This is a genomic window from Nesterenkonia muleiensis (assembly GCF_003600155.1).
In the GTDB taxonomy this organism is placed as follows: domain Bacteria; phylum Actinomycetota; class Actinomycetes; order Actinomycetales; family Micrococcaceae; genus Nesterenkonia; species Nesterenkonia muleiensis.
Genome location: NZ_QWLD01000040.1, coordinates 268754 through 288570 on the forward strand (window position 1 = coordinate 268754; position 19817 = coordinate 288570).

General features: G+C 64.0%; 23 protein-coding genes and 1 tRNA gene. 15 read left to right on the forward strand and 9 right to left on the reverse strand.

Features of this window, described 5'->3' with window-relative positions; genetic code table 11:
• Window positions 1–12 precede the first annotated feature (12 nt).
• Entirely contained in the window at window positions 13–969 is a 957-nt protein-coding gene (serB, locus tag DVO78_RS12405) for a phosphoserine phosphatase SerB (protein ID WP_238385283.1), read from the reverse strand.
• 49 nt (window positions 970–1018) lie between these two features.
• On the opposite strand from serB, the gene DVO78_RS12410 reads away from it, so the two are divergent.
• The 4 genes from DVO78_RS12410 to DVO78_RS12425 all read left to right on the forward strand — a co-directional run bounded on the left by DVO78_RS12410 (window position 1019) and on the right by DVO78_RS12425 (window position 3258).
• The gene (locus tag DVO78_RS12410; protein ID WP_120005193.1) at window positions 1019–1804 is read left to right on the forward strand and encodes an ABC transporter ATP-binding protein; all 786 of its coding nucleotides are present in this window, start codon (window positions 1019–1021) and stop codon (window positions 1802–1804) included.
• A gap of 3 nt (window positions 1805–1807) precedes the next feature.
• Window positions 1808–2701, forward strand: a complete 894-nt coding sequence (locus tag DVO78_RS12415) for a sulfite exporter TauE/SafE family protein (protein ID WP_120005194.1) — start codon at window positions 1808–1810, stop codon at window positions 2699–2701.
• 147 nt (window positions 2702–2848) lie between these two features.
• The gene (locus tag DVO78_RS12420) at window positions 2849–3106 is read left to right on the forward strand and encodes a type B 50S ribosomal protein L31 (protein ID WP_120005195.1); all 258 of its coding nucleotides are present in this window, start codon (window positions 2849–2851) and stop codon (window positions 3104–3106) included.
• Between the two features lie 64 nt (window positions 3107–3170).
• Window positions 3171–3258, forward strand: a tRNA-Leu gene (locus DVO78_RS12425).
• Window positions 3259–3397: 139 nt separating this feature from the next.
• Here the strand turns inward: DVO78_RS12425 and DVO78_RS12430 are convergent.
• The 4 genes from DVO78_RS12430 to DVO78_RS12445 form a co-directional block, all read right to left on the reverse strand.
• Complete coding sequence (locus DVO78_RS12430; protein ID WP_120005196.1) at window positions 3398–4168, reverse strand: hypothetical protein; 771 nt, start codon at window positions 4166–4168, stop codon at window positions 3398–3400.
• A 71-nt stretch (window positions 4169–4239) separates the two neighbouring features.
• Complete coding sequence (locus DVO78_RS12435; protein WP_120005197.1) at window positions 4240–4731, reverse strand: hypothetical protein; 492 nt, start codon at window positions 4729–4731, stop codon at window positions 4240–4242.
• Window positions 4732–4915: 184 nt separating this feature from the next.
• Window positions 4916–5395 (reverse strand): hypothetical protein, encoded by a 480-nt coding sequence (locus tag DVO78_RS12440; protein ID WP_120005198.1) that lies wholly within the window; start codon window positions 5393–5395, stop codon window positions 4916–4918.
• A gap of 364 nt (window positions 5396–5759) precedes the next feature.
• Window positions 5760–6167 (reverse strand): rhodanese-like domain-containing protein, encoded by a 408-nt coding sequence (locus DVO78_RS12445; protein ID WP_120005199.1) that lies wholly within the window; start codon window positions 6165–6167, stop codon window positions 5760–5762.
• Between the two features lie 93 nt (window positions 6168–6260).
• On the opposite strand from DVO78_RS12445, the gene DVO78_RS12450 reads away from it, so the two are divergent.
• Window positions 6261–6728: an Lrp/AsnC family transcriptional regulator gene (locus tag DVO78_RS12450; protein WP_120005200.1), complete on the forward strand. Its 468-nt coding sequence runs from the start codon at window positions 6261–6263 to the stop codon at window positions 6726–6728.
• A gap of 261 nt (window positions 6729–6989) precedes the next feature.
• Window positions 6990–7385, forward strand: a complete 396-nt coding sequence (locus tag DVO78_RS12455; protein WP_120005201.1) for a hypothetical protein — start codon at window positions 6990–6992, stop codon at window positions 7383–7385.
• Window positions 7386–7425: 40 nt separating this feature from the next.
• On the opposite strand, the gene DVO78_RS17590 is transcribed toward DVO78_RS12455, so the two are convergent.
• Complete coding sequence (locus tag DVO78_RS17590; RefSeq protein WP_157984026.1) at window positions 7426–7569, reverse strand: hypothetical protein; 144 nt, start codon at window positions 7567–7569, stop codon at window positions 7426–7428.
• A gap of 44 nt (window positions 7570–7613) precedes the next feature.
• The gene (locus DVO78_RS12460) at window positions 7614–8471 is read right to left on the reverse strand and encodes a hypothetical protein (RefSeq protein ID WP_120005202.1); all 858 of its coding nucleotides are present in this window, start codon (window positions 8469–8471) and stop codon (window positions 7614–7616) included.
• Window positions 8472–8708: 237 nt separating this feature from the next.
• Here DVO78_RS12460 and DVO78_RS12465 point away from each other — a divergent pair, with 237 nt between their 5' ends.
• Window positions 8709–9998, forward strand: coding sequence for a M20/M25/M40 family metallo-hydrolase (locus tag DVO78_RS12465; RefSeq protein ID WP_120005203.1), 1290 nt, complete (start codon window positions 8709–8711; stop codon window positions 9996–9998).
• Window positions 9999–10137: 139 nt separating this feature from the next.
• Here the strand turns inward: DVO78_RS12465 and DVO78_RS12470 are convergent, their stop codons facing one another.
• Window positions 10138–10380, reverse strand: coding sequence for a DUF5703 family protein (locus DVO78_RS12470; protein ID WP_120005204.1), 243 nt, complete (start codon window positions 10378–10380; stop codon window positions 10138–10140).
• A gap of 83 nt (window positions 10381–10463) precedes the next feature.
• Between DVO78_RS12470 and DVO78_RS12475 the strand changes: the two genes are divergently transcribed.
• On the forward strand, window positions 10464–10730 hold the full coding sequence (locus DVO78_RS12475; protein ID WP_120005205.1) for a hypothetical protein: 267 nt from the start codon (window positions 10464–10466) through the stop codon (window positions 10728–10730).
• 73 nt (window positions 10731–10803) lie between these two features.
• Complete coding sequence (gene mshC / locus DVO78_RS12480; RefSeq protein WP_120005206.1) at window positions 10804–12075, forward strand: cysteine--1-D-myo-inosityl 2-amino-2-deoxy-alpha-D-glucopyranoside ligase; 1272 nt, start codon at window positions 10804–10806, stop codon at window positions 12073–12075.
• Between the two features lie 19 nt (window positions 12076–12094).
• On the opposite strand, the gene DVO78_RS12485 is transcribed toward mshC, so the two are convergent.
• Complete coding sequence (locus tag DVO78_RS12485; protein WP_238385300.1) at window positions 12095–12976, reverse strand: PAC2 family protein; 882 nt, start codon at window positions 12974–12976, stop codon at window positions 12095–12097.
• A 124-nt stretch (window positions 12977–13100) separates the two neighbouring features.
• Between DVO78_RS12485 and DVO78_RS12490 the strand changes: the two genes are divergently transcribed.
• Genes DVO78_RS12490 through pafA form a run of 6 tightly spaced genes read left to right on the forward strand, consistent with a single transcriptional unit; the run spans window position 13101 to window position 19796 of the window.
• Window positions 13101–13802: an HAD family hydrolase gene (locus DVO78_RS12490; RefSeq protein WP_238385284.1), complete on the forward strand. Its 702-nt coding sequence runs from the start codon at window positions 13101–13103 to the stop codon at window positions 13800–13802.
• Entirely contained in the window at window positions 13799–14872 is a 1074-nt protein-coding gene (locus DVO78_RS12495; RefSeq protein ID WP_120005208.1) for a tRNA (adenine-N1)-methyltransferase, read from the forward strand. The genes DVO78_RS12490 and DVO78_RS12495 overlap by 4 nt, the downstream gene beginning before the upstream one ends.
• On the forward strand, window positions 14859–16412 hold the full coding sequence (arc, locus tag DVO78_RS12500; protein WP_120005209.1) for a proteasome ATPase: 1554 nt from the start codon (window positions 14859–14861) through the stop codon (window positions 16410–16412). The genes DVO78_RS12495 and arc overlap by 14 nt, the downstream gene beginning before the upstream one ends.
• The gene (dop, locus tag DVO78_RS12505) at window positions 16409–18088 is read left to right on the forward strand and encodes a depupylase/deamidase Dop (protein ID WP_238385285.1); all 1680 of its coding nucleotides are present in this window, start codon (window positions 16409–16411) and stop codon (window positions 18086–18088) included. The genes arc and dop overlap by 4 nt, the downstream gene beginning before the upstream one ends.
• Before the next feature lie 10 nt (window positions 18089–18098).
• Complete coding sequence (locus DVO78_RS12510) at window positions 18099–18302, forward strand: ubiquitin-like protein Pup (RefSeq protein ID WP_120005390.1); 204 nt, start codon at window positions 18099–18101, stop codon at window positions 18300–18302.
• Window positions 18303–18305: 3 nt separating this feature from the next.
• Window positions 18306–19796: a Pup--protein ligase gene (gene pafA, locus DVO78_RS12515; protein WP_120005210.1), complete on the forward strand. Its 1491-nt coding sequence runs from the start codon at window positions 18306–18308 to the stop codon at window positions 19794–19796.
• Window positions 19797–19817 lie beyond the last annotated feature (21 nt).

Consider the following 19817-nt stretch of genomic DNA (forward strand, 5'->3'; position numbering starts at 1 on the left):
GGGAGAGCCGATTTAGTCGCGATTCAACGGTAAGCCGAGGGCGTAGGCGATCAGCTCCATGCTGCGGTGATTGATCACCAGATCGGCCTGCTCCGCCAGTGCCGGTTTGGCGCAGAAAGCGACCCCGACCCCAGCGGTGTTCACCATATCCAGGTCATTGGCGCCATCGCCGACTGCGACGACATGCTCAATACCGATCCTGTGGTGGCCAGCCCACTCCAGGAGCCGCTGGCGCTTCACTGCGCGGTCCACCACCTGTCCGGCGACCGCACCGGTGAGCTGGCCGTGGGCGATCTCCAGAGTGTTGGCGTCGAAGCCGGTCAGCCCCAGCTCTGCGGCGAGCGGCTCCAGGATCTGCCGGAATCCGCCGGAGACTGCGTAGACCGGCCATTGATGACGCTGACAGATGGCGATGAGCCCACGGGCACCAGGGCTGGGGGTCAGCTGACGGAACGTTTCGTGAAGAACTGTGTCGCTCAAACCACCCAGAGCGCGCACTCTGGCGTGCAGGCTCTGGGTGAAATCCAGCTCCCCGCGCATCGCGCGCTCGGTGACCGCAGCGACCTCCTCGGCCCGGCCCGCATGGGCAGCCAAAAGGTCGATGACCTCCTGATCGATCAGTGTGGAGTCCACATCCATGACGAGCATCAGGGAATCGGTTGGTCTTTGCGGAGCGGGCAGGACCGCGGTGGTGATGATCTGCTTAGTCTGTCCTGTGCTCTTTGTCTGCTCAGCTGCGTCGTCGAGCAGTAACTGAATCAGCTGGGTGCCGAAATCATCGTCGGCATCAGCGAGTTCCAGGAACCAGCGCACAGCTCGCACCGCAGAGGTGCCGGTGGCGAACTCTGCCGCCTCGGTGTGGTGGACAGTTCCTCGGCGCTCGAACTCGGCGGTCAGGGAGCGGATCAGCGCGCCGTCGAGACCTTCGGCGGCGATTGTGGCCACAGTTCCTGGATGTCGATCAGTCATAGCGAGTCTCACCCTATAACCGCCGCGCCGGTTCGGTAGTGTTGGGCGCATGAGTCCAGTGCTGAATCTTTCAGGTGTCACCGTGCGCCGCGGCCGCAAACTGCTCCTTGATGATGTGAGCTTCCAGATCCAGGACGGACAGCGTTGGGTGATCCTCGGGCCCAATGGAGCGGGAAAGACCACGTTGCTACAGATTGCCGCAGCGAGGCTCTTCCCGACAGCTGGTGAGGCGACAGTCTTGGACGAGACGCTGGGCCGGGTTGATGTCTTTGAGCTGAGGCCGCGGATCGGCCTGTGCTCCAATGCGGTGGCCAATTCACTGCCCGGCCGCGAGACGGCTCTCAACGTGGTGGTCACCGCCGCCTACGGGGTCACCGGACGGTGGCGCGAGGAGTACGAAAGCCTCGACGAGCGCCGTGCCTTCGACCTGCTCAACGCCTGGGGTGTGGGCACGGTCTTCGACCGGCCCTTCGCAACCCTGAGTGAGGGGGAGCGGAAACGTGTGCAGATAGCCCGTGCGCTGATGACCGATCCAGAGCTGCTGCTGCTGGACGAGCCCGGAGCTGGTCTGGATCTGGCAGGGCGTGAGGCGCTGGTGTCCCGAACCTCGCAGTTGGTGTCCGAGGAGTTCGCACCGGCCACGGTGCTGGTGACCCATCATTTGGAAGAGATTCCACCAGGTTTCACTCATGTGCTTCTGCTGCGCGACGGCAAGGTGGTCTCTGCCGGCCCGCTCGGTGAGACGCTGACTTCGGAGAAACTCAGCACCACGTTCGATATGCCGCTTGAGCTCACTGAGCGCGGGGGCCGCTACTCTGCCTTCATGAGGCAGTAGCGCATGGAGACACTGCTTAGTTTTGAACTTGACGGTCTCGGCATAGGATTCCTGCTTCTCATTCTGTTGGCAGCGGTCTGGGCCGGAGCCATCAACGCCGTGGTCGGTTCTGGCACTCTGGTGACCTTCCCGGTGCTGGTGGCCATGGGGGTGCCTCCGGTAGCTGCCACCGTGTCGAATGCGATGGGACTGATCGCGGGAAACTTCACCGGGGCCTGGGGCTACCGGCGCGAGATCATTCAGGTCAGGTCAGTGCTGGCCCGTCTGGTCCCGGCCTCATTCTTGGGCGGTGTCATTGGGGCGACCCTGCTGATCACCCTGCCCGAAGAGGTCTTCGGCACGGTAGCGCCGTTTCTGATTGTGATCTCCCTGGGTATGGTGATCGCCCAGCCGCGGTTGTCCGCGTGGGTCAAGCGACGGGCCGCCGAGGAGATGCTGGACTCTGACCCACAGACTCCACAGCCGGATGATGATCCGGAGACAGTGGCGGCCAAGGCGGCGGACTCGGTGGGCTGGCCGCTGATTCTGCTGGTGTTCTTCGCCGGCATCTACGGAGGGTACTTCGTCGCCGCCCAGGGCATCCTGCTGATGGGGGTGCTGGGCGTGTTCCTGGCAGCGACCATCCAGCAGGCCAATGGGGTGAAGAACCTCCTGGTGGCTTTCGTGAACCTCACCGCCGCGATCAACTATGTGGTGGTCGACTACCTGGTGCGCGAGCCGGAGGACCGGGTGATTCTGTGGGGGGTCGTGGCCATCATCGCCGTGGGCTCCACCCTCGGTGGGCTGATCGGCGCCTGGGTGGGCCGGAGACTCTCCCCGGTGGTGCTGCGGGGGATCATCATCACCCTGGGTCTGGTGGCGCTAGGGGTCATGCTGCGCAACCTCTTCTTAGGGTGACGAGCAGCCGCATTGTGGTGTAGGATTGATCGTTGGCCGTTCCCGGCCCTTGATCTTTTGTATCCCAGCCTCTGGCGCAGCTTTGGATAGCGGGATCCCCCAGATTCCGCGCACTAAAGACCAGCGGCACTAGTAAAGGACACGAGCATGAAACCCGACATTCACCCCACTTACCAGCCGGTGATCTTCAACGACCTCTCCTCCGGGGAGAAGGTGCTGACCCGCACCACTGCCACCTCCGAGAAGACGATGGAGTGGGAGGACGGCAACACCTACCCGGTGATCGACGTCGAGATCTCCGCCGCCTCGCATCCGTTCTACACCGGCAAGCAGCGCATCATGGACTCCGCCGGCCGTGTGGACAAGTTCAACAAGCGCTTCGCTGGTTTCGGCGGCAAGAAGTAAGAGTTTCCGGCTCCGCCTGCCGACGTGCTAAGCTCTCTTGGCTTCACGTTGAAGCAGGCACCCTGCGCGGGTGGCGGAATAGGTAGACGCGCTAGCTTGAGGTGCTAGTCTCCAACTTATCGGAGGTGCGGGTTCAAGTCCCGCTCCGCGCACAGGCCAGAATCGGGTGGTACCCCGCTCTGACAAGGCCAAATGTACGGCAAGGCCCCTGTCTCACTAGCTACAGACAGGGGCCTTGCTTTGTCCCGGATCAGGGATGGTGCACAAATCCGGTGCACAACTGGCCTTCGCTTAGCCTTCGTCAGCGTTGCCGTACTCCGCGTAGTCTTCGGGGTCACCGCCGTCGTGCTCTGCCCACTGCTCGGCACAGGTTCCCCCCGGTGGGTTGGGTTCCCAGTCGGCGCGGGCCTGGGACTGTTCCCACAGGAACGTGTTCACCTCGTCGTCGGTCTGGAAAGTCCGCCAGAGGGTAGCGGTCTCGTCGCCCTCCCAGCAGGCAGAGTGTGCCTCTAGGTGCTCCCACTCACCGATTTCGAGGTAATCCGGGTGACAGAGCGGGTCAGGCATCGCCCCGGAACCGTCCCACTCCTGGGGCCAGCCGACCGGCTGATCACGTCCGGCATTGTGCTGGTCCTTGTCGGCCAGCGCCGCGCTGTTGGTGCATTCGAGGTGAGAGACGCCCTCGCCGCGCATCACCGTGTAGTCAGCGGGGTCGAAGTCCTCGATCTCCTCGATCGGAGTCATCGTGACCTCGCCGTCGATCCGGGTGTAGACCATGCCGCCTTCCGGCTCATACCACGTGCCGTCGTTCTCCGTCGCAATCTCTGGGTCCCAGTCCACCGCGTCCTCGTACACTGGGTCCGGCTCTATCAGAACGTACTCAGATTCAGACTCAGGTTCCTCCTGCTCCTCGGTCATCTCAGCGGCTTCCGTGACCTCACTTGCCGCGCTGGTGCTCGGCGTTGGCTCATCGTCAGCGGCAGAGGCATCCCCGGCGCAGGATGAGACCAACAGGGCGACTCCGAGGGCTGAGAGTACGGGCGTGCAGGTTTTGTTGGGCATATCTTCACCATACTTACCGTGTCGTAGTGCTGTGGCGGGAACTTCAGTCAGAGGTAGTGCCGAAGATGGTCTCAGCGATTTCGGTTGGCCTCTTCACTCCACTGGAACCGCGCCATTGACTGCTCCCAGAGTCCTTCGTTGATCGAGTCCTGGGAGCGCGTTCCATCGTGGACGATGTTGGATGTCTCGATGCCCTCACAGCAGGCGTAGTGCTCCTCAAAGTGGACCCACTCACCAATCTCCAGATAGTCCGGATGGCACAGCGGGTCAGGGAGTTTTCCTGCCTGTCGTTCCTCCAGGGGCCACCCGACCGGTTGATCACGGTCAGCGTTGTGCTCGGCCTTGGCCTCCAGGGCCTCCGGGTCATCGCACTGAAGGTGTTCTACAACAACCTCAGCGCCGGAGTCTTCCGACACTTCAACAGTGTCGAGACTCGACTCTGGCTCAACGCTCGGGATCGAGGCTGACTCATTGTCCGAGTTTGGGGTATCCGCGGCACAGGAGGCGACCAGTAGAGCCACGCCTAGGATCGAGAGTGCAGAGGTCCAGGTGGTGTGACGCATATCTTCACCTTACATAGGGGCTGGTTAGGCTGTGCTTTCAGTCCAAGAGGACCAGGTGAGCGGACCCCGCGTCAAGATGCTCGAAGACGTTGAGGGTCCTGCCAGCGTCAGGAGGCGTGCGCGGTGAGGTCGCCGCCCGGGCGGCGGGTGCTGCAACCTGTTAGGCGTCGAGATATGTGTTCTCTCAGGTACGGACGGCGGTCATGCGAGACTGAATCTCGGCGATGACGTGCTCGGGATTGCTGGTGCTGAGCAGGTGCTCCTGCCCGCTGCAGCGCAGCCGCACACTCGGCCCGCCAACTAGTAATCCAGTGACGCCGCCGGGAAGCATGCGCAGCCCCATACCGGCGCTGAAGCCGGTATCCGGGCCAGGCTCAATGGAAGTAATCTCCTCCCAGCGGAAATGCCGCTGAAAGATTCCCATGCAACGGGCATGCAGGGCTTCGGCATCAGTGGTGATAACTACACGCATACGGCAGACAGCAGCTACCAGGAGCAGCGTCGGCACGGAGATCCCCAACACGACGAGGAAGGCTGTCCTCTCACCAATCGTGAACAGGATGCCTGGCAAACACGCCGCAACGCAGAAGATCATCAGAGGTGCCCAGTGTTTGGCCGCAATGCCAGTGCTGGAAATGACTGTCTGTTTGGCATTACTCACCACACCGAGTTTACCAGTGAGGCAGGCCTCAGAACATCAAGTCAGTGGTTCTGTCAGCACAGTCACCACGCGCAGTCCTGGCGTGCTTGTTAGTCCAATAGGTCCGGAGTCACGATACCGAGACCTTTGTCATGTGCCTGAGACTATTCCTGACCAACGTGGTGCGTGTGGTCAGCGCGTACGTGGGCTTCGCACCCGTGAAGGGTGGTCGCAAGAAGCGTTCGCGCACCATGTAGGACCCGGTCCGTACCTACATGAGCGGCGTCGAGCGCGCCGTCAGAACCCCACCCTTGACGTGCTCTGAAAACTGGCACAGGGACTCCGCGTGACAGTGGCCGGACTGTTCCACGACCAGTAAGAGTACAGGTCAGACTGGCGCAGTGAGGTCGTCTACGGGGCGGCGAGTGCGGCCCCGGGCTGTTTCGATGGCAAGGCCTTCCTTGGCCCAGTATTCGTAGCCGCCCAGGAGTTCCTTCAAATTCGTGTAGCCCATCCTGGCGAGGTCCAGCGCAGCTTTGGTGCTGCCGTTGCAGCCTGGTCCCCAGCAGTAGAGAACAATCTCGCTGCTCTTATCCGGGACGTGCTGGGCAATACGATCAGCCAGGTCAGCCCGGGGGATGTGCAGAGCATTTGGGATATGCCCTTGATCCCAGGACGCCTGGTTGCGCACATCGACGACGACGGGGGCCTCTCCCTTCATTCGTGCTTCGCTCAGGTCAGAGGGGTCAGTCTTGAAGGCCAGGGATGTCAGGAAAAACTCTTCAGCAGTCATCATGCTTTAACGCTATGACTCACGCTGCGGGCGATGAACAAGCGATACACGGAAATTGATCTCTCGCACCATGGAATCGCCGTTAGTATCCACGTTATGCCGTCTAATACGCACCCCGCCCTGGATGAGACAGATTCCCGCATCCTCTTCGAGCTGCAAGAAGATGGGCGCATCAGCACCGCAGAGCTTGCTCGTCGCATCAACCTATCTGCCAGCTCCACTGCGGAACGTGTGCGCCGACTGACTGAAAGCGGAGTCATTCGGGGATTCCGCGCAGTAGTGGACCCTGAGGTGATGGGCTTCCCGATCCTGGCCATAGTGCGCCTGCGTTACCCATCAGGGCACTACAAACCGTTCTATGACCTGATGGAGAACCTACCCCAGCTCACCGAGGCGCATCATGTGACCGGAGAGGACTGTTTCATCCTCAAAGTTCATGCCGCCTCTATGGCCGATCTGGAGAAGACGAACGCGAAACTGGCAACCCTCGGAGCGGTCTCCACCAGCGTCGTCTACTCGACCCCTGTGGAGCACCGGGCCATAGTTCCCCCCGCCAGCATGTAGATGCCAAATCGTCGAACGGTGTCACAAACGGCGTCGAACGAGGTTCTATGAGACCGCAGCAGATCGGTGAGTGCGTCGAGAGAACCGCATGACATCAAGAGAGAAAGGTCGAAAACCCTGATCAGTGGCAGATTGAGGTGCTAGCCTTCACACTTTCGGAGGTGCAGGTTCAAGTCCCGCTCCGAGCACAGGTTGAGTCAGACCTGGCCGCGTCGTCGTGATTGACCAGGTGCTCCCGCTCACCGATCTCAGATAGTCCGGGTGGCAGTAGGGGTCAGGCATCGCGCCGGTGCCGCCCCAGTCCTGGGGCCACCTAACCGGCTGGCTTCCGCCGTTGTACGAGGCTTTCTCAGCGAGTTCATCGGGGTCTTCGCAGTGGAGGTGATGGACTTCGATACCCGCACCGTCTTCACCATCGAGATAGTGGACGCCAACGTTGCCCTCCACATCTACGATCTGCTGGCAGGGCCGGAGCGCCCGATCAGGATGGGGTACAGCGTAAAGGTTGGATTCGGCGTTTGCCTCTCCAGTCCACCCCGCTGCCGTCTCCGGACACATCTCGGCAAGGTGTTCCTCGGATTCGACGATGTAGCCAGGCGGGACCAGAATATTGGTTCGGGCCGCAACGCTTTCGGTCACTTCCAGACCGTCGGCTAGGGGTCCTCAGTCAGCGGTCCCCAATCGGTCAGCCTCGAGGTCAGCCGCTTCTGACTCCTCGCAGGCGCTGGTGCTCGGCGCTGGCCCATCGTCGGTCGGAGGCAGAGGCGTCCCCGGCGCAGGATGAGACCAGCAGGGCGACTCCGAGGGCTGAGAGGACAGGCGTCCAGATAGTGTTGCGCATGCCTCCACCTTCATTTATCGTCAAGACGGTTTGTGCTGCGAACCTCAGCCAGAGACGTTGCTGAGGGTGGTGTCAGCACCCCGCACCGGGACAGTGAAGGCGTAGCAGCTGTTGGCTCCCGACGTCTGGGGTCCCTGGTAGGTCATATCCCATCCTGTGCCGTGTCCCCACGGCGTGTTGAACGAGTACTCACCGCCCAGTCCCATGTACAAAGTGCTCGCCCGTTGCGATTCCGAGCTGTGGCATACCGCGCTGATCGTTCGGAAATACGGATCGGTCACACCACCGGACTCCTCAAAGCAGGTGGGAGTCTCTGCGGTGTCGTAGGAAAGCCAGATGTACTGTTCGTTTCCCTCGCATGACGTGGCTGAAGCGTTCGCGTCGAGGATGTCGCTTCGCCTATCAGGCCAGGGAATGCCGGTCAGCTCTTCGGTGATCGGACCTGCTCCGTCCTGCGTGAGCTGGTCTTCATACAGCGGCGTGGCGCTGCTGGGGTCGATCACGCCGTCAACGGTGAATGTCTGGCCTTTGACGGTCAGCTCCCTGATCGGCTCATCGAACTCGATGAGTCCGGCATCGTCAGGCTCTGCGCCGTCGTCCAGGGCGTCCGCGAATGCCTGTTCGATGGGCGCATGCTCAAACGGCGTGTCAGGGACAGGCACGTCCTCATAGTCATAAATGGGCGGTGCTTCACTGCCAGGCGGTAGAGGCGGAGCGTATATGTCGTCGCTGTGGACATCGTCTTCCAGCGTCCCGTCAACCTCGCCGGAAGTGACAATCTCCTCATCCTGCTCAGGTGTGGCTGTCACATCGTCAGTCGCCGCCGTATCCGCAGCACAGGAGGAGACCAGCAGGGCGGCACCGAGGATCGAAAGTCCGGGCGTCCAGGTTGTGTTGTGCATAATCTTCACCCTACATATTGATCGGGCAGCGATTCTCGGCGATGACAGAATCCGCCGCCGAGCCGGAGAGGGCTCAGACCGAGGGCGCAGGTCGGTGATGGTTCCTGCTCAGAAGCGAGGGTGATCCAGGTCCTCTGAGGCGATGCAGACTGCTGCCCGGTGGGTTCGGCAGCGTTCTGGCATACGGTGCCAGCGAGCGCCCAGGCTTCTGGGCCCGGTGCCGATAGGGTGGTGGCTATGGAGAACAACGTCGTCGAATTCTGCCGTGACCTGATCCGCATCGACACCTCCAACTGGGGTGAGGGCACCTCCAACGGGGAGCGCGACGCCGCCGAGTACTGTGCTGAGATCATGCGCCGGGCCGGACTGTCACCCGAGTTCTATGAGAAAACCCCCGGCCGGACCAATGTGGTGGCCCGGATGAAGGGCAGCGACCCCGATGCCGGCGCGCTGGTGGTGCACGGACACCTGGACGTGGTCCCCGCCCAGGCTGAGGACTGGCAGGTGGACCCCTTCGCGGCCGAGCTCATCGACGGGCTGATCTGGGGCCGCGGGGCAGTGGACATGAAGGACATGGACGCGATGATCCTGGCCTCCATGCTGCAGATGGCTCAGGACGGCCATCAGCCCAAGCGCGACATCATCTTCGCTTTCTTCGCCGACGAGGAGGACAACGGCACCTACGGTGCCCGTTGGCTGACCCAGACCCACCCGGAACTCTTCGACGGCGCCACTGAGGCGATCAGTGAGGTGGGTGGATTCTCCGCGGACATCGCAGGGACTCGCACCTACCTGATCCAAACCGCCGAGAAGGGCATCCACTGGACCAAGATGACCGCCCACGGCACTGCGGGCCACGGCTCAGCCATCCATAGGGACAACCCGGTGGTCCACCTGGCCGAGGCGGTGGCGGCGATCGGCGCTCACGAATGGCCCATCGAGTACACCAAGACCACCCGCGCGCTCTTTGAGCAGCTGGCAGAGGTCACCGGGATCCCCTTCGACCCGGAGGACCCTTCGGCGCTGATCGAGGCCTCCGGCTCAGCGGGGAAGTTCATCGCCGCGACTCTGCGCAACACCTCCAACCCCTCTTTGCTGCGAGCCGGCTATAAGCACAATGTGGTGCCGGGCCAGGCTGAGGCGCTGGTTGATGCCCGCACGTTGCCTGAGCAGGATGAAAAGGTTGCTGCGACCCTGCGCGAGCTGGCGGGGGAGAAGGTCACCTTCGAACTGATGAACCAGGGCCCGGCGCTGGAGGTGCCGTTCTCCGGTGCCCTGGTGGAGCAGATGGTCCAGGCGCTGAAAGACGAAGACCCAGAGGCCGTCGTCGTGCCATACATGCTGGGCGGCGGCACTGACAATAAGCATCTGGCCACACTCGGCATCACCGGCTACGGGTTCGCCCCGCTGCAGCTGCCGGCCGACCTCGACTTCACCGGCATGTTCCACGGGGTCGACGAGCGGGTGCCGGTCGAGTCCCTGAAGTTCGGCGTCCGCACTCTGCACCGCTTTCTGCTGGAGCAGTAGGGATTTACGAGCCTCGGCGTGGGGAAATTCACTGTGCACCTGCAGGTTGCTGTTCCAGATGCACAGCCTGTTTCCCAGAATCCGTCTCCACGTCAACGTTGGTGGGAATCTCACTGTGCAAATTGCACGGCGGGGGATCCTAGAAGGTCCGCTTAACACGGATGCGGCGCCTCCGCAGCCAATACTTGCGCACGCCGCCGGTGTAGATCGCCGAGCGGCGGAGCTCCCAGCGGCCGTACTCCGCATGGTCGATCACCTGACGCCGTGCCTCCGCCAACGACTCCCGCGGCTGGCAGGTGATCACCAGGTATTCCCAGCCGCGGCCGTCGTCGCCCTCAGTAAGGTACCGGGTCGGCACGGTGGCCGGAGTCTTATCTGACATTGCGACCACTCTAAAGCACACGGTCAAGCCTCGGTGCACATTGGGTCTACCGCGCGGACTGGCGGCGTTGATACTGTGTGCCTATGAACATCGATCCTCGCATCGCACTCAGCGCGCTCACCAATGCACTGGAGGAGCATCTTTCCACCGCGGTCAACCGCCGTGGCGAGGACGATCCGGCTGTGGAGACCACGTTCTACCGAGTCGCAGACGCCTTCGAGGCCTATGAGGACGCGCTCTTCGCCGCCACTGGAGAGGTGACCCCGCTGGACCTCTACGACGAGGAGTCAGACGATGTCGATGAGCTCGACGAGGACGATGACCTCGATGATGATCTTGAGGACGGCTGAACCGACGGAATGATCCGGGGCGTCTGCGGGTTGTCTGTGAGTTGGACCTATCCGCCCGTGAGAGGATCAATGCGTGAAATCGTGGAGTGCCCCTGCTGTGCCCGGCCTGCCGCACGTCGCCGAGACCCTTGAGCTTTACGACACGCCGGCCTCAAGCACCGTCAGCACCGTCTCCCGCAACGGTGTGGCCTCCCTCTATGTCTGTGGCATCACACCCTACGACGCCACCCACTTGGGCCATGCCAACACCTACGTCCACTTCGACCTCTTGGTGCGTTACTGGCTGGCCTGCGGCGTGGACGTGCAGTATGTGCAGAATGTCACCGACATCGACGACCCGCTCCTGGAACGGGCGCAGAGCACAGGAGCGGACTGGCAGGACCTGGCGGAGTCCCAGACTGAGCTGTTCCGGGAGGATATGACCGCGCTCAGCGTCATCCCACCAACTCACTACCTGGGTGCGGTGGAGATGATCCCGGCAGTGGTCGAAGACGTCGAACGTCTCCACCACCTGGAGATCGCCTATCCGGTTGCTGCCGATGACGCCGCCGGTGACGACTACTACTTCGACATCGCCGCCGCCGAACAGCGCACTGACTGGCGTTTGGGCAGTGTGGGCAACTATGACCGGCAGACTATGGAGCAGCTCTTTCCCGAACGCGGCGGCGATCCTCAGCGGGCCGGCAAACGAGACCCTCTCGACCCGCTGCTCTGGCGCTCGGCACGCCAGGGGGAGCCCCAATGGCCCGGCGGCAGGCTGGGACAGGGCCGGCCCGGTTGGCACATCGAATGCTCAGTGATCGCCAGGCGGCACCTGCCCGCGCCGTTCACCGTCCAGGGCGGCGGCTCGGACCTGCGCTTCCCGCACCACGAGTTCTCCGCCGCGCATGCCACCGCGGCCGACGGCGTGGCCCTGGCTGAGCGCTATATGCACACCGGCATGGTCGGGCTCGACGGGGAGAAGATGTCCAAATCGCGCGGAAACCTGGTGCTGGTGTCCCAGCTGCGCTCCGACGGAGTGGACCCGCAGGCGATCCGGACACTGATCCTCACCCACCACTGGCGTCAGGACTGGCCCTATACCGGGCAGAAACTCCGGGAGTCCGAGCAGCGCCTCCTCCGTTGGAAAGCCGCATGGCAGCAGGCCGAGGACCGTCAGGACGATGACGCCGGGGCTGATGACCTGCAGTACGCCCTGATCAGCGCCCTCGCCAATGATCTCAACGCACCGGCCGCCTTGACCAGCCTCGACCTCTGGGCCAGCGGACATCTTGCCGCAGGAACCAGCAGGACGCGGGTTCACCATGTGGTGCAGGCGCTGCTGGGGATCGACCTCTCCGGCTGAGGAAGCCGGCCGCAACATCCTAACGCTCAGGCGGTTTGCGCCGACGCAGGTAGCGTTCGAACTCCTCGGCGATGGCGTCCCCCGACGCCTCCGGAAGGTTCGTAGTGTCCGTGGCCTCCTCCAGCCGCTTGACGTATTCAGCGATCTCGTTGTCCTCATCGGCAAGATCGTCGACCCCCCGCTCCCAGGCAGCGGCGTCCTCAGCGATCTCCTCGGCCTCCTGAGGGTCCAGCGGCAGATCAAGCAGCTCTTCGAGCTTGCGCACCAGCGCCAGCTGCGCCTTGGGGGAGGGCGCCTGGCCCACATAGTGCGGCACCGCCGCCCACAGCGAGACGGCGGGAATGCCGGCCTGGTAGGCAGTATGGGCCAGAACCCCCACGATCCCCACCGGCCCCTCATAGGTGGGCTCCTCGATGTCCAGCAGCTCCCGGAGCTGATCGTCCTCTGAGGAGAACGACGCCGGTATAGGCCTGGTATGCGGGACATCGGCCAGCAGCGCACCCACCAGAACCACCGCGGCCACATGATGCTCCGCCGCCAGTGTCAGCAGATCGGCAGTGTAGCCGCGCCACCGGAAACTGGGCTCCACACCGTGGACGAGGAGCAGGTCGAACTCCCCGGCCTCCGGTGCGGCACGCAGGATGGTGGTGGAGGGCCAGATGATCTCCCGTCCGCTGGGGTTGCGCAACACTCTGGGACGGGAGAACTGGAAATCGTAGAACTCCTCATCTGTGAGCTTCTCCACCAGCTCCGCGCCGAAGGCCTGAGACAGGGTGCGCACAGCAGCGGAGGCCGCCCCGCCGGCGTCGTTCCACCCTTCGAAGGCAAGCACCATCACCGTGGGCCTGCCGCTGTCCTCGCCATTGGTCTCGGCGATTCTGCGCAGGTGAGCAGCAAGCAGCTCTGCCCGGTCCACTCTGGCCGCGGGGGCGTCCGGATCTGCCGAGTCGGGGTTCTGGTTGTCCTCACTCACATTTCTCACAGTAGTAGCAAGCCACCGCTGGTGGAAGCGTACGATGGTGGATATGTCAGAACTGCAAGCCGTTTTCTGGGACATGGACGGCACTCTCGTGGACACCGAGCCCTACTGGATGGAATCTGAGTACCAGCTGGTCAGGGCCCATGGGGGGTCCTGGAACGATGAGAAGGCGCATCTGCTGGTGGGTCAAGCCCTGCCCTTCTCCGCCACCGTGCTCCAGCAGTCCGGGGTGCAGATGGGAGTCCGTGAGATCATCGACCACCTGACCGGTCAGGTGGTCGCCAAATGTGCTGAGCGGATGCCCTGGCGCCCAGGGGCCCGTGAGCTGCTGGAGGAGCTGCATGCTGAGCAGGTCCGCAATGCGCTGGTGACCATGAGCTTCACCCCGCTGGCCCGGGCGGTGGCAGATGCGCTGCCAGCCGGACAGCTGGAGTTCACCGTCACCGGAGATATGGTCTCAGCCGGAAAACCTGACCCTGAGGCCTATCACCTGGCCTTTGACACCATGGCAGCGGACCACCAGGGCCGCACTGGAGCGCAGCTTCAGCGCCAGCGCTGCATCGCCATTGAAGATTCAGTGCCGGGGACTGCCGCCGCAGCGGCCTCAGGCCTGGTGACCCTGGCTGTGCCGCACTACACCCCGCTGCCTGAAACCGGTCAGTGGCATCTGTTGGACACCCTCGACGGTGCCCGAGTCACCGACCTGCAGCAGCTTCTCCTCCGAGACCCTGCCCCGGCGGTCGCATGAGGGGCGGGCACTCGGTGGTCGCACGGCCGGTCGGCAAGCATATGCGCACCGGTGCGCTGCAGGCCGGGCAGCGGGTCCAGCTCACCGACTACAAGGGCCGGAAGTCCACCATCACGCTCACTGAGGGAGGCGAATGGCACACCCACCAGGGTGTGCTCCACCATGGCCTGCTGATCGGTCAGTCCGAGGGAATCGTGGTGGAGAACAGCGCGGGCTACCGGTACCAGGTGCTGCGCCCGCTGCTGAACGACTATGTGCTCTCCATGCCGCGCGGGGCCACTGTGGTCTACCCCAAGGACTCTGCCCAGATGGTGCAGGTCGCAGACATCTTCCCCGGGGCCCACGTGCTGGAGGCCGGAGTCGGCTCAGGGGCGCTGAGCATCTCCCTGTTGCGGGCAGTGGGCGAGTCAGGAACGCTGAACTCCTACGAACTGCGTGAGGAGTTCGCCGAGATCGCCCAGAGCAATGTGGAGGCGTTTTTCGGCGAGCCGCACCCGGGCTGGCAGATCCTCATCGGCGATGCCGCTGACAAACCCCTGGACATCGAAGCCCCCGGCGGCGTGGACCGGGTGGTGCTGGACATGCTGGCCCCCTGGGAGTGCCTGAACACCGTACGCACGGTCTTGGCCCCCGGCGGCGTATGGGTCAGCTACGTGGCCACCGTGACCCAGCTCTCCCGGCTGACCGAGGCCATCCGCGGCAGTGGCGGTTTCACCGAGCCGGAGGCCCACGAAACCATGATGCGTACCTGGCACTTGGACGGTTTGGCGGTGCGTCCGGACCACCGGATGGTCGCCCACACCGGGTTCTTGCTCTCCGCCAGGCGTCTGGCCGAGGGGCAGCTGCCATTGGCGCTGAAGAAGCGGGAGAAGGTCTCTGAGCCCTCTGCCGAGGACAAACGGGCCTGGGCCGGCACGGCGTGGGAGAACGACGACGACGTCGAAGCCACTTGGGATCAGGAGAGTCTCAAGACTCGCGTGGTATCGAAGAAGAAGGCGCGCAAAGCCGCCGCCAATGCGGTCCGGCACGCCGAGGCAGCCAAGGAGGTGTCCACAGATGAGTCAGACTGAGGCCCAAACCGAGCAGTTGAGCAGCCGGCTGGAACAGGCGCATCGGCAGATCGACAATCTGCGCAGCAGGCAGCGGGATCTGGAGCGTCAGCTTCAGTCGGCCGGACGGAACAATGATCGGATGAAGGGCCTGCTGGAGGCGACCAAGGGCCAGATCGATCAGCTCAAACTGGCCTTGGAGGCCGACGGGCAGCCGCCTTTCACCTTTGCCACGGTGGTCGGCTACCACCAGCAGCGGGACCGGACAGAGGGCCGTGAGATCGAGGCGGCCACCGGGCCCGGCTGCGATGTGCTGCACTCCGGCCGGAAGCTGCGCGTCTCGGTCTCCCCGCTGATCGTCCCGGAGGAGGTCACCCCCGGCAGCCAGGTGATGCTCAATGAGAACTACACCATCATCGCCGTGTTAGACCCTGAGGGCACCGGTGAGATCGCCCGGGTCAAGGAGATCCTTCCCGACGGCAGGTTGGTCATCATCGCCCGCGGAGAGGACGAGAGGGTGGTCAAGCTCTCACCCTCGGCTGAGGTGCAGGCAGAGGGTGAGAAGCCGGTACGGGTCGGGGACGCTGTGGTGGTCGACCTGCGCATCGGAACGGCCACTGAGGTGGTGCCGCTCTCCGAGGTCGAAGATGTGGTGCTGGAGGAGACTCCGGATGTCTCCTACCAGGACATCGGCGGTCTGGCAGAGCAGATTGAGCAGATCCGCGATGCGGTGGAGCTCCCCGTCCTTCACGCTGACCTCTTCCGTGAGCACGGGCTGCGGGCGCCTAAGGGCATTCTGCTCTACGGCCCGCCGGGCTGCGGGAAGACCATGATCGCCAAGGCGGTGGCCACTTCGTTGACCAACGGCGATGAGGCAGTCGCGTACTTCTTGAACATCAAAGGACCGGAGTTGCTGAACAAGTATGTGGGTGAGACCGAGCGCCATATCCGGGTGATCTTCTCCCGGGCCCGGGAGCGTGCCTCAGCCGGCTCGCCGGTGGTGGTGTTCTTCGACGAGATGGAAGCGCTGTTCCGCACCCGCGGCACCGGAGTCTCCTCCGATGTGGAGACCACCATCGTGCCGCAGCTGCTGGCGGAGATCGACGGTGTGGAGTCATTGGACAATGTGATCGTCATCGGCGCCTCCAACCGCGAAGACATGATCGACCCGGCCATCCTGCGGCCGGGACGGCTTGATGTGAAGATCCGGGTTCAGCGGCCCACCGCGGCCGGGGCGCGCGACATTCTCGGCATTCATCTGAGCGATGCGGTGCCGCTGCGCTCTGCCCTGGTCGAAGAGCACGGAGGGCGCGACGCCGCCCGCACCGCACTGATCGAGTCGACGATCTCTCAGCTCTACCCCGAGCACGCCGGGTTCATGTCCGGAGCGGTGCTGAGCAACATTGTCGACCGCGCCAAGAAGCTTGCGATCAAGGACTACCTGGCAAGCTCTGCAGACGAGGAGGTCAAGGGCATCACCTCCGCACATCTGGAGCAGGCGATCGAGCAGGAGCTCGCCGAGCAGCGGGCCATGGTGGCCGGACTGGGGATCGCAGGGTGAGTGTACGCCGTCTGATCGGCATGGAGACCGAGTACGGGATCCATGCCCCTGCCAACCCGCGGGCCAGCCACGTGGCACTGTCGATCGAGCTGGTCAACGCCTATGCCGCCCATGTCACCGAAACCGGGGGAGCGGTGGCCGGCACCGAATGGGACTATCAGTCCGAGTCCCCGCTGGTGGACGCCCGGGGGTGGGTGCTGCCGCGATCCTCAGCGCATCCCAGCCAGCTCACCGATACCCCGGAGGCGCTGGTGGATGCCCTGGGCAATGTCTCCGGCGGCGATCCCAGCCCGGCAGACACCGCAGAAAGCGGCTTCAACCCGCCTGGCTCTGCGCATTGGCGCGGGGACTTCTTCGAGCTCCAGGCCGGACAGCCTCAGCTGCTGATGAATCTGGTGCTAGGCAACGGGGCGAGGTTCTACGTCGACCACGCTCATCCGGAGTATTCGGCGCCAGAGACCCTGGGTGCCAAACGTGCCGTGCTCTACGACGTCGCCGGCGACGTCGTCGCCCGTGCGGCCGCGCAGCGGCTGTCCCGGGAGCCGGGGGCGCCGGAGCTGCTGCTGTACAAGAACAACACCGACAACAAATCCGTCTCCTACGGTGCCCATGAGAACTATCTGGTGCCGCGATCGGTTCCGTTCGACGATCTTGTCGCGGGGCTGCTGCCCTTCTTCGTCACCCGGCAGGTGCTCTGCGGCGCCGGGCGGGTCGGCATCGGGCAGCGGGGCCAGAGCAGCGGGTTCCAGATCTCCCAGCGGGCGGACTTCTTCGAGGAGCAGGTCGGGCTGGAGACCACGGTGCGCCGGCCCATCATCAACACCAGGGACGAGCCGCATGCGCACTTCGACACCTGGCGCCGGCTGCATGTGATCATCGGTGACGCCAATATGAGCGAATACTCCGCCTGGCTGCGAGTCGGCACCACGGCCCTGGTGCTGGACCTGATCGAATCCGGCTCGGCTCCGCAGATCAGGCTCACCGACCCGGTGCAGGCCCTGAAGGCCATCTCCCACGATCCCACCCTGACCCAGAGAGTCTCCACAGACCGTGGTCCCATGACCGCCCTGGAGATCCAGCAGCAGTACCTGCAGGCGGCGACCGCCCATGCCCGCACCGTCCACGCCCCCGGGCTCCCCCATGCGGCCCCGGACACTGAGACCGCTGAGGTGATCGAGGCGTGGCACCAGCTGCTGAACGACCTCGCTGAGGACCTCAGCCTGGCCGCCGACCGGGTGGACTGGGTCTCCAAGCTCCAGCTGCTGGAGTCCTACCGCCGCCGGGACAGCTTGGATTGGGACTCGCCGACGCTGGGCATGATCGACCTGCAGTACCACGATCTGCGGCCGGAGAAGGGCCTGTACTACAAGCTGGCCAGGGCCGGGCGGATGCGCCGGCTGTTCACCGATGAGCAGGTCGCCTGGGCCGCCGAGCATCCTCCGGAGGAGACCCGGGCCTGGCTGCGCGGCCAGTTGGTCACACAGCATGCTCAGGCAGTGGTGGGTGCCTCGTGGGATCAGGTGCTGCTGCGTCCCGATGAAGTCTCTCCACCGGTCAGGCTGCACCTGCCCGATCCCTATGCTGCCACCCGGGTCAAGGCCGAGCCGGTTCTGGAGAGCGCCGCAGATACTGCCGAGCTGGTGGAGGGCCTGCAGTACATGCTGGGCCAGCGGTAGGATGGTCTCCATGTCAGCACAGCCGCAGAAGCAGCCGCACCGCCCCGGCGGGGATCAGACGCCGGAGTCTGCGGATTCCGGCCAGGTGAAGGGAAACCCGCAGGCCTCCGAGCGCGTTGAGGAGCTCGACAGTCTCCTGGACGAGATCGACACCGTGCTGGAGGCCAATGCCGAGGAGTTCGTCAAGGGCTTCGTCCAGAAGGGCGGCCAGTAGGGCGTGGACCGACGCGTCTACGGCGTCGAAACCGAATTCGGCCTCATTCATCACCCGGAGACCGGCCGTGGCCTGCCCCCTGATGAACTGGCCCGCTACCTGTTCCGTCCGGTGGTGGAGTTCGGACGCAGCTCCAACATCTTCATCCCCAACGGCTCACGGCTCTACCTGGACGTCGGCTCCCACCCGGAGTACGCCACCGCCGAATGCGATGACCTGATCGACCTGATCGCCTCAGACCGTGCCGGTGAGCGGATCATGCATGACCTGGCGCAGTGGACCGAGGAGCGAATCCGGGACGACGGATTCAACGGCCAGGTCTATGTGCTGAAGAACAATGTGGACTCAGCGGGCAACTCCTACGGCAGCCACGAGAACTATCTGATACCGCGGACCACCCACTTCCGGCGGCTCTCCGGAATTCTGCTTCCGTTCCTGGTCACCCGGCAGATCATCGCCGGAGCCGGCCGCGTCGTGCCGGCTGACCAGGAGAACGAGGCGCACTTCGCGTTCTCCCAGCGTGCTGACCACATGTGGGAGGGCATCTCCAGCGCCACCACCAGGTCGCGGCCGATCATCAACACCCGGGACGAGCCCCACGCCGACGCCGCCGCCCACCGCAGGCTGCATGTCATTGTGGGGGACTCCAACATGTCCTCCACCACCTCGCTGCTGCGCTACGGCGCCACAGATCTGGTGCTGCGGATGATCGAGGCCGGGGTGCCGATCGGCGACTACGAACTGGAGAACCCGATCGCGGCGATCCGCGCGATCAGCCACGACATCACCGGCCGGACCACCGTGCGCCTGCGCAGCGGCCAGGAGCTGACTGCCGCGCAGATCCAACGGGGACTGCTGGAGAGGGTCACCAGGTTCGTCACCGAGCAAGGCTCCCACCACCGGCATGTGGAGACCATCCTGGAGCTCTGGGCGCGCACGCTGGAGGCGGTGGAGACCGGCAACCACGGCCTCATCGACCAGGACATCGACTGGGCCATCAAGAAGCGGCTGGTTCAGCAGGTCGCTGCGCGTCACGGCCTGGAGCTCAGCCACCCCCGGCTCGCACAGATCGACATGTCCTACCACGATGTCAATCCGCAGCGCGGGCTCTTCCATCTGCTGCTCACACGTGGCCTGGCCACCGACGTCCTCTCTGAGGAGCGCATCACCCGGGCCATGACCTCCCCGCCGCCGACCCGGGCAGCAGTCCGGGGCGAGTTCCTCTCCACCGCCCGGGCCTATGGCGCTGAGTGCACGGTGGACTGGGTCCATCACAAGCTGATCGACCGGCCGTTGGAGGCGGTGATGGTCAAAGACCCTTTCGCCGCCCAGGATGAGCGCGTGGAGGCGCTGCTGGACAGACTCGGCGACCGGGGAGCCCAGCTGCGTGAGCTCAGCGGTGATGAGCGGAGCCAGAGGGGCGTCACTGTGGCGCTGACTGAAAAGTACGCATTCACCGGTGAGGCCGCACCGCCGGAGCCTCCGCTGATCTGACAAAGTCTGAAACAAACGAGT

Excerpts from the sequence above, each read along its gene's own strand:
- DVO78_RS12430 (WP_120005196.1), bottom strand. The coding sequence starts at position 4,168 with ATGCCCAACAAAACCTGCACGCCCGTACTCTCAGCCCTCGGAGTCGCC.
- serB (WP_238385283.1), bottom strand. The coding sequence starts at position 969 with ATGACTGATCGACATCCAGGAACTGTGGCCACAATCGCCGCCGAAGGT.
- DVO78_RS12435 (WP_120005197.1), bottom strand. The coding sequence starts at position 4,731 with ATGCGTCACACCACCTGGACCTCTGCACTCTCGATCCTAGGCGTGGCT.
- DVO78_RS12495 (WP_120005208.1), top strand. The coding sequence starts at position 13,799 with ATGAGGGGCGGGCACTCGGTGGTCGCACGGCCGGTCGGCAAGCATATG.
- DVO78_RS12465 (WP_120005203.1), top strand. The coding sequence starts at position 8,709 with ATGGAGAACAACGTCGTCGAATTCTGCCGTGACCTGATCCGCATCGAC.
- DVO78_RS17590 (WP_157984026.1), bottom strand. The coding sequence starts at position 7,569 with ATGCGCAACACTATCTGGACGCCTGTCCTCTCAGCCCTCGGAGTCGCC.
- DVO78_RS12445 (WP_120005199.1), bottom strand. The coding sequence starts at position 6,167 with ATGATGACTGCTGAAGAGTTTTTCCTGACATCCCTGGCCTTCAAGACT.
- DVO78_RS12410 (WP_120005193.1), top strand. The coding sequence starts at position 1,019 with ATGAGTCCAGTGCTGAATCTTTCAGGTGTCACCGTGCGCCGCGGCCGC.
- DVO78_RS12460 (WP_120005202.1), bottom strand. The coding sequence starts at position 8,471 with ATGCACAACACAACCTGGACGCCCGGACTTTCGATCCTCGGTGCCGCC.
- DVO78_RS12470 (WP_120005204.1), bottom strand. The coding sequence starts at position 10,380 with ATGTCAGATAAGACTCCGGCCACCGTGCCGACCCGGTACCTTACTGAG.
- DVO78_RS12420 (WP_120005195.1), top strand. The coding sequence starts at position 2,849 with ATGAAACCCGACATTCACCCCACTTACCAGCCGGTGATCTTCAACGAC.
- DVO78_RS12475 (WP_120005205.1), top strand. The coding sequence starts at position 10,464 with ATGAACATCGATCCTCGCATCGCACTCAGCGCGCTCACCAATGCACTG.
- DVO78_RS12490 (WP_238385284.1), top strand. The coding sequence starts at position 13,101 with ATGTCAGAACTGCAAGCCGTTTTCTGGGACATGGACGGCACTCTCGTG.
- DVO78_RS12415 (WP_120005194.1), top strand. The coding sequence starts at position 1,808 with ATGGAGACACTGCTTAGTTTTGAACTTGACGGTCTCGGCATAGGATTC.
- arc (WP_120005209.1), top strand. The coding sequence starts at position 14,859 with ATGAGTCAGACTGAGGCCCAAACCGAGCAGTTGAGCAGCCGGCTGGAA.
- DVO78_RS12450 (WP_120005200.1), top strand. The coding sequence starts at position 6,261 with ATGCCGTCTAATACGCACCCCGCCCTGGATGAGACAGATTCCCGCATC.
- DVO78_RS12510 (WP_120005390.1), top strand. The coding sequence starts at position 18,099 with ATGTCAGCACAGCCGCAGAAGCAGCCGCACCGCCCCGGCGGGGATCAG.